The sequence below is a fragment of the Pseudoalteromonas sp. AOP7-A1-14 genome (assembly GCF_052376275.1).
Classification (GTDB): Bacteria; Pseudomonadota; Gammaproteobacteria; order Enterobacterales; family Alteromonadaceae; genus Pseudoalteromonas.
The window spans coordinates 1-6,376 of the sequence record NZ_JBQSVO010000155.1 but is presented as its reverse complement, the minus strand read 5'-3'; the positions used below and the strand labels follow the sequence as shown (position 1 = coordinate 6,376).

The window sequence follows — 6,376 nt, the reverse complement described above, 5'->3', positions numbered from 1 at the left end:
TGTCAACTACTCACCCCTAAAGGGATGAGCTTGTAAAAGCGCTTGTTGACCAGACCACTAACTGAGGATTAGAAATGTTAGTAAACGATAATTTAGAGTGCGACAAGAAGTCGTTGTTAAGGACTGTTAGGCACCTGACCTAACCCTCTTTGTTGTAAGAGGTTTCCTAATCTGACATGCGTCGATGGTAACGTCGAGGTGTGAAGCTCAGATGAAAAGGCGTAGAGGATTGACCGTGAGGAAGATCTGCAACTGTTAGTATCAATACGGTGACGCGCTTGGAATGAATGGTACGTGTAACATATGTGAACTACTGATAAACATCGTTAATCGTAACAAGCCAAAGATACTGATAGGCTTGAACCAAAAGGTATAAGGCTCGGCAGAGAAGGCTTCTAAAACTTCTCTCACAACCAATATGAGCCTTCGGTGAAAAGGTAGACACTAACCCATTCTGTCCTGACAACGGAACTTGGTAAGCCCGTATCATCCCCTAAAGGGAAAGAGAACCGCAAGGTTATCCGATGGTGGTGCGGGTAGAAGAAAGTAGAGAAAGCGAACGGTTGCTTGTAATGAACAACATAGGGTATGAAACATGACCTACCTTGAAAGAGGGCTGACTTCTACTCGGTGCTCAATTGCGAAATTTGAGTAATAAGACTTTTAATGAGGGAAAGCAAATGAAAGAAAAGGTGCAAACCAAATCTTGTGCGCCCACAACCAATGGGGGGTGGCACAGCATAGACTGGATGACTACCAACCGAAAGGTTAAGTCATTACAGGCAAGGATCGTAAAGGCTCAAAAGGAAGGCAGGTATGGTAAAGTTAAAGCTTTACAAAGACTGCTAACCCACTCTTATTCTGCCAAAACCTTGGCAGTAAAAAGAGTGACAGAAAACAAAGGTAAGAAAACATCTGGCGTTGACAAGGAAACTTGGAGCACACCAGAAGCTAAATGGAAAGCCACTCTATCATTAACCAATACAGGGTATAAGGCAAAACCGCTGCGCAGGGTCTCAATCCCTAAAGCAAATGGTAAGCTAAGACACCTAGGCATACCAACGATGCGTGACCGAGCTATGCAAGCACTTCACTTACTAGCCTTGGAACCAGTATCAGAGTGTATGGCTGATAAAAATTCATACGGCTTCAGACCTCAAAGAAGCTGTGCGGATGCCATTGCATACTGTCACGTAATTCTGAGCAGTAAACGATGCGCTCAATGGGTGTTGGAAGGTGATATAAAAGGATGTTTTGATCACATCGATCATGAATGGCTGCTCAACCAAATCCCAATGAATCAAAAGATTCTCAAGGAATGGTTAAAGGCAGGAGTAGTGGATGGTAACTTATTCTCTAACACAGACGAGGGAACACCACAGGGCGGAATTATCTCGCCCGTACTCGCCAACATTGCATTGGATGGAATGGAACACCTGATAGAAACTATATCAGGTGTAAAACATAGGGTCAGTGGAAAAACCAAACTTAAAACGAATCCTAACAAAGTTAATTTTGTGCGATACGCTGATGATTTTATCGTCACAGGGTCTTCCAAAGAACATCTGGAATCAACTGTGAAACCAGCACTAATCCAATTTCTCAAAGAAAGAGGTTTAGAACTATCTGAGGAAAAAACCAAAATCACACACATTGACGAGGGATTTGATTTTTTAGGTCAAAATGTACGTAAGTACAAAGGTAAACTGTTGATCAAACCATCCAAAAAGAATACCAAAAATTTTCTAACCAAAATTCGCTCAACCATCAAAAACAACAAGTCGGCTAAGACAGAAAGTCTGATTGATCTACTCAACCCCGTCATTCGGGGATGGGGAAACTATCACCGACATATTGTAGCTAAAAAAGCCTTTAGTGAAGTTGATGCAGCGATCTGGGAAATGACATGGAGCTGGGCAAAAAGGCGACACCCGCTAAAAGGAAAGCGTTGGATAGCCGAAAAATACTTCATGCAACATAATAACAGAAAGGGAAGAACATGGGTATTCTCCGCAAAACGAGCAAATGGATCTATAGCAAAAATCACCTTTGCCGCAGACATACCGATCAGACGACATGTCAAAATAAAAAGTGAAGCAAACCCTTACGATAAGGATTGCGAGCTGTATTTTGAAAACCGAATAGATCGACGTATGAAAGAGGTTCTAGTTAAAAAACTGGCAACTATATGGAGAAGACAACAAGGCTACTGTCCAATCTGCATGGAGAAAATCACCGACGACACAGGGTGGAATACGCATCACATCGTCGAGTGGCATCTTACCCAAGATGATTCAATCAGTAATTTAGTAATGCTTCACCCGAACTGCCATAGACAAGTACACTCAAGCGGGATAAATGTAACGAGTCGGATAAGAGAGTTACTCACTTATCTTATGAGGGCTTGAGCCGTATGCTGGGAAACTCGCATGTACGGTTCTTAGGGGAGGGAGTTGCAGCAATGCAACTTTCTTACCCGATTGTAGAAACCTTGGAATGCCGCCTCAGTTCCACGCTCTTTCGTGGCACTGTAAACAGTCCTATTGAGTTATGGGCAGTCAACCACGTTGCGAAGCTAAATTATCTGGTCGAGAGGAAGTCGAATTTGCTGTGTGCCTCAAGCAAAGTTATACGCACAACTCGAAGGAGATACGCGCTATGTTAGCGTATGTACTTAACAAGCATGGGAAGCCTTTGATGCCCTGCAAGGCCGCTAAAGCACGTAAGCTGCTTAAAAATGGTATGGCTAAGGTAATCAAACGTGCCCCGTTCACAATTAAATTATTGTATGGATCGAGCGGCCATACTCAGCACGTAGTTGCTGGCATGGACACTGGCAGTAAATACATTGGCTGTGCAGCTATCGCAAATGGTAAAGTGATTTATCAAAGCGAGGTGGCTTTGCGCACTGACGTATCTAAAAAGATGCAGCAACGTGCCTCTATGCGTAAAAAGGGGCGCTTAGCACCGTCTCTAAAAAGCAAGCTTGATTCACACTTGCGTGAGAAAAAGCAGGTTGAAGCTATCTTACCAATTTCACATTGGAAGGTTGAAACTGCTAGCTTCGATATACACAAGATAACTAACCCAATTGTGACTGGTGCCGGCTACCAGCAAGGCTACTACAACGTTAAAGCCTACGTATTGCAGCGTGACAATTATAAATGTCAAAGTGGACACAAAACGAAGCACAACGCCAAGCTGCACGTACACCACAAAGTACTTCGTTCTCAGGGCGGCACTGATACACCCAGTAACCTAATAGCGCTATGCGAGACGTGCCATAATGATTTACACGCAGGAAAGTTTGATCTGAAAGTGAAGCGCTCAAAGACTAAACATGCGACTGAAATAGGTATACTCAAAGCCCAGTTAAAACAGTGCTGGGATTTTGAAGAAACGTTTGGCTACGTGACCAAATTTAAGCGCGAGCAAGTATTGGGCTTACCGAAAACTCATTACTATGATGCCGTGTCAATTTGTTGTGAAAATGGCGAGCTTGTACAACAAGCCAAACATGTTTTACGTAAACGTCATGTGGCTTCTGGTGACTACCAACAGATAAAGGGGGTTCGCTCCGAAAAGCGGATACCAGTTGGCAAGCTATTTGGCCTAAAAAAACACGACTTTGTACAAACACCACAAGGTACTGGTTTTGTTAAAGGCAAGCGTAGCTCAGGCTACTTTGCCCTAGAAACTATTTTAGGTGATAAGGTTCACGCCAGCGCTAACATTAAGAAAAACACGGTTCGGATTTCTGCTCGAACCACTACGTTAACTCAACCAATGGAGGCGGCAATTCCTCTCGGCACTAAAGTACCGAGAGGAATTGCCGTAAACTGATGAAAAAAGTTTCACTAACTTTAATTTTACTCTGCGGTATTAGCTTCCAACCGAAAGCTCAAAATTTGGATCTTCAGGTTAATAAATACTCTCAAGCCAAGCGTGTGGAGTCGTTTGAATTAAACAACGTCCAAAGAAGTACATTGCAAACTATTATCCATAATGCTGAGATAGATAAACAAATAGATGCTGAATATGAAAGCGGGGTTATAGATACATTCGGAGATTTGAGTAGAAAAATCCCTTACAAGGGTAGTGAAATTATCAACGTAAATCTAAAGAGCAGTAAGAGCGGCTTAGATAACTACACTCTAAAACCAATTTACATCGCTTATGGCGGTGATTTAAAGTTAAGAAGAGTAGAGTTCGAATCTAAAAACAAAAAAATTAAAGCTAGGCTGTATTCATTTATGGAAAGTGACGAAAGTAATTCGCCTTCAACACTTTATTATGAATTCATTATTAATATGAATGAAAAAGAAATGTTTATAAAGCTCTCAAAGGATTGGCAGGTTATTAGCGCCACCGAAACACAGCAGCTGAAAACCCCTTCCGTATCTGGTAATGACACAATCGACGTGAGGTATGGCTTAACTGAACAGCAACTAGTTGCGGCCTCTATTAAGTCAGGCGTCTCGGAGTCTATAAACGGATGGACAGTGAAAATGCCACTAGTGCGTAATACCATGATGCTGATCAATTTTTTGTCTGTCAGTAGATCTTAATAAAATCTAACTTGAGTGATCGGCATCAGTCAAGAAATTTAGTTGTTTCGCATCGATTCACCTTTTAATTCCAACTTTATTGCACCGTGAACTGTAGTGTGGTGACCAATAAAATTAGTTACACCCTCTTTTTAGTTTCACTGTTGCTATATGGATGTCTTAATATTACTCAAACTTTTTTATTCTGTCATGACGATAGTTTTTTGTTGAATAGCTTGGTGTCATTATACTTGATACAGAGTTTTCTATTGAGTTGCGTAAGCCATTAAATAACTTCACTTCTTCAGATTGCTTCAGGTAATCAAGTATGTTGTCACTCAGGGATTCTACTATTTCTTTAGCTTTCCTAATTTTAAAGTGAGTACCCTCAGCGAGTTTTAATAAATGATTTATATCAGGAAATTCTTTACTGTTAGAAAGCTTAAGCGCCATTTTATTGTCGATAGCCTCATAAATTTTTGTGTGTGTTATATCAAAAGGTGGGGAAAGGTAAACCCTCGACATATCTGGTGTGTACTGAAGAGCAAAATTTTTGAGGTGTGCATCACCGTTACCAATTAAGCAATTAAATACAATATACTTATACATTTTTTCAACTTCTGATTGGCTATTAGTGTACAAGCTTGTTGCTTTGAGTAGTGTTTCGTAATTGCCCGTGTATTTTGCATCGGGATCATTTGGCTTTTTTAATAAAGTGGTAAAGTCTTCGTAGCCTAGCTTTGTACCATCTTGTGCAGTGTCGAAGCGTTCTATGACAAATGTTTCAAGATTATGGGATAAATACGTTTTAGGTGGTTTAAACCCGCAGTATCTAGCTGCTTCCATGCATACAAATTCATTTACAGTAAGTAATGGAAATTCAGAATCAAATGATTTTACGATTAAATCTTTTTGTTGGACTGTTCTGTCAGTTTTAATATTATTTGCATTAGGAATGCTTACTTTAGGTTGTACGCCAGCTAATGAGTTTCTTAGATAGTACTTTTCTAACAGTTGAGGGAATAGGGGCTCAGTACTGTTGTAAGATAAGATATCGTTCAGTGGAATAGTATCTGCTTCTGGTAACGAAAGTTCACTTTTATATGAGAGCATGCCAATGCCTTGCTCTCCTTGTAAAGCGAGAAGGTACATGTCATTTACTTTTGCATACCTTGCTAACTTGTCAGCTATAAAGCGGCGATTAAAGCCCTCTGGTAAGTTCTGCGAAAAGATAGGATGCAGAGAACCTGAAGAGTAACCGTCTATACCTTTTTTTGTCATTGTTAACGATATGTGCTGATTTTCTTGTGTCGGCTGGTAATGATGAATTGAGCCATGAGTTAATATACCAAGCTCTGTATTGTTAGTGCACACGGTAATATTTTTAACTTTACTAGGTAAGTTTGGATTTGTACTCATTATTCACCCTCTGAAAATATATTTTCAATTTCATCCCAATCAGGTAGCGAATACTTTTTTTGAGAAACATCAAACTGTAAATCAACAGCATCGAGCAAGCGCTCAAAAATATCGAATGATCCAGTAAATCGGCCATTCTCAATTTCTGAAATTGTTGTTTTATTAATGCTAGTTATTTCTGAAAGCTTTTGTTGTGTATAGCCTAAAGCTTTTCTACTTACGCTGACTTTCTTCCCAATTTCGACTCTGTTAGCCATACAATTACCAATAGAATTTATTATGCAGCTAACATTGTAACCTAAAATGCCATTGTTATCCATATGGCTAATATTGAGATAAAGATCCAGTAGGTTAGCTACATGGCTAACCTGCTGGGTCAGTTAACTATGAGTCTATACTTATTTGGTAAC

5 protein-coding genes are annotated in these 6,376 nt (G+C 40.3%); 3 read left to right on the top strand and 2 right to left on the bottom strand.

What is annotated here, in order from left to right; genetic code table 11:
• Positions 1-680 precede the first annotated feature (680 nt).
• From ltrA to ACT3RM_RS16510, 3 genes are all read left to right on the top strand, one after another.
• Entirely contained in the window at positions 681-2,408 is a 1,728-nt protein-coding gene (gene ltrA / locus ACT3RM_RS16520; RefSeq protein ID WP_192532884.1) for a group II intron reverse transcriptase/maturase, read from the top strand.
• 250 nt (positions 2,409-2,658) lie between these two features.
• On the top strand, positions 2,659-3,843 hold the full coding sequence (locus tag ACT3RM_RS16515; protein WP_086957891.1) for an RRXRR domain-containing protein: 1,185 nt from the start codon (positions 2,659-2,661) through the stop codon (positions 3,841-3,843).
• Complete coding sequence (locus ACT3RM_RS16510) at positions 3,843-4,568, top strand: hypothetical protein (protein WP_086957893.1); 726 nt, start codon at positions 3,843-3,845, stop codon at positions 4,566-4,568. Before ACT3RM_RS16515 ends, ACT3RM_RS16510 begins: the two co-directional genes overlap by 1 nt.
• Positions 4,569-4,733: 165 nt before the next feature.
• Here the strand turns inward: ACT3RM_RS16510 and ACT3RM_RS16505 are convergent, their stop codons facing one another.
• Complete coding sequence (locus ACT3RM_RS16505; RefSeq protein WP_086957895.1) at positions 4,734-5,966, bottom strand: type II toxin-antitoxin system HipA family toxin; 1,233 nt, start codon at positions 5,964-5,966, stop codon at positions 4,734-4,736.
• The gene (locus ACT3RM_RS16500) at positions 5,966-6,223 is read right to left on the bottom strand and encodes a helix-turn-helix domain-containing protein (RefSeq protein WP_086957896.1); all 258 of its coding nucleotides are present in this window, start codon (positions 6,221-6,223) and stop codon (positions 5,966-5,968) included. The genes ACT3RM_RS16505 and ACT3RM_RS16500 overlap by 1 nt, the downstream gene beginning before the upstream one ends.
• Positions 6,224-6,376 lie beyond the last annotated feature (153 nt).

Excerpts from the sequence above, each read along its gene's own strand:
- ACT3RM_RS16515 (WP_086957891.1), top strand. The coding sequence starts at position 2,659 with ATGTTAGCGTATGTACTTAACAAGCATGGGAAGCCTTTGATGCCCTGC.
- ACT3RM_RS16500 (WP_086957896.1), bottom strand. The coding sequence starts at position 6,223 with ATGGCTAACAGAGTCGAAATTGGGAAGAAAGTCAGCGTAAGTAGAAAA.
- ltrA (WP_192532884.1), top strand. The coding sequence starts at position 681 with ATGAAAGAAAAGGTGCAAACCAAATCTTGTGCGCCCACAACCAATGGG.
- ACT3RM_RS16510 (WP_086957893.1), top strand. The coding sequence starts at position 3,843 with ATGAAAAAAGTTTCACTAACTTTAATTTTACTCTGCGGTATTAGCTTC.
- ACT3RM_RS16505 (WP_086957895.1), bottom strand. The coding sequence starts at position 5,966 with ATGAGTACAAATCCAAACTTACCTAGTAAAGTTAAAAATATTACCGTG.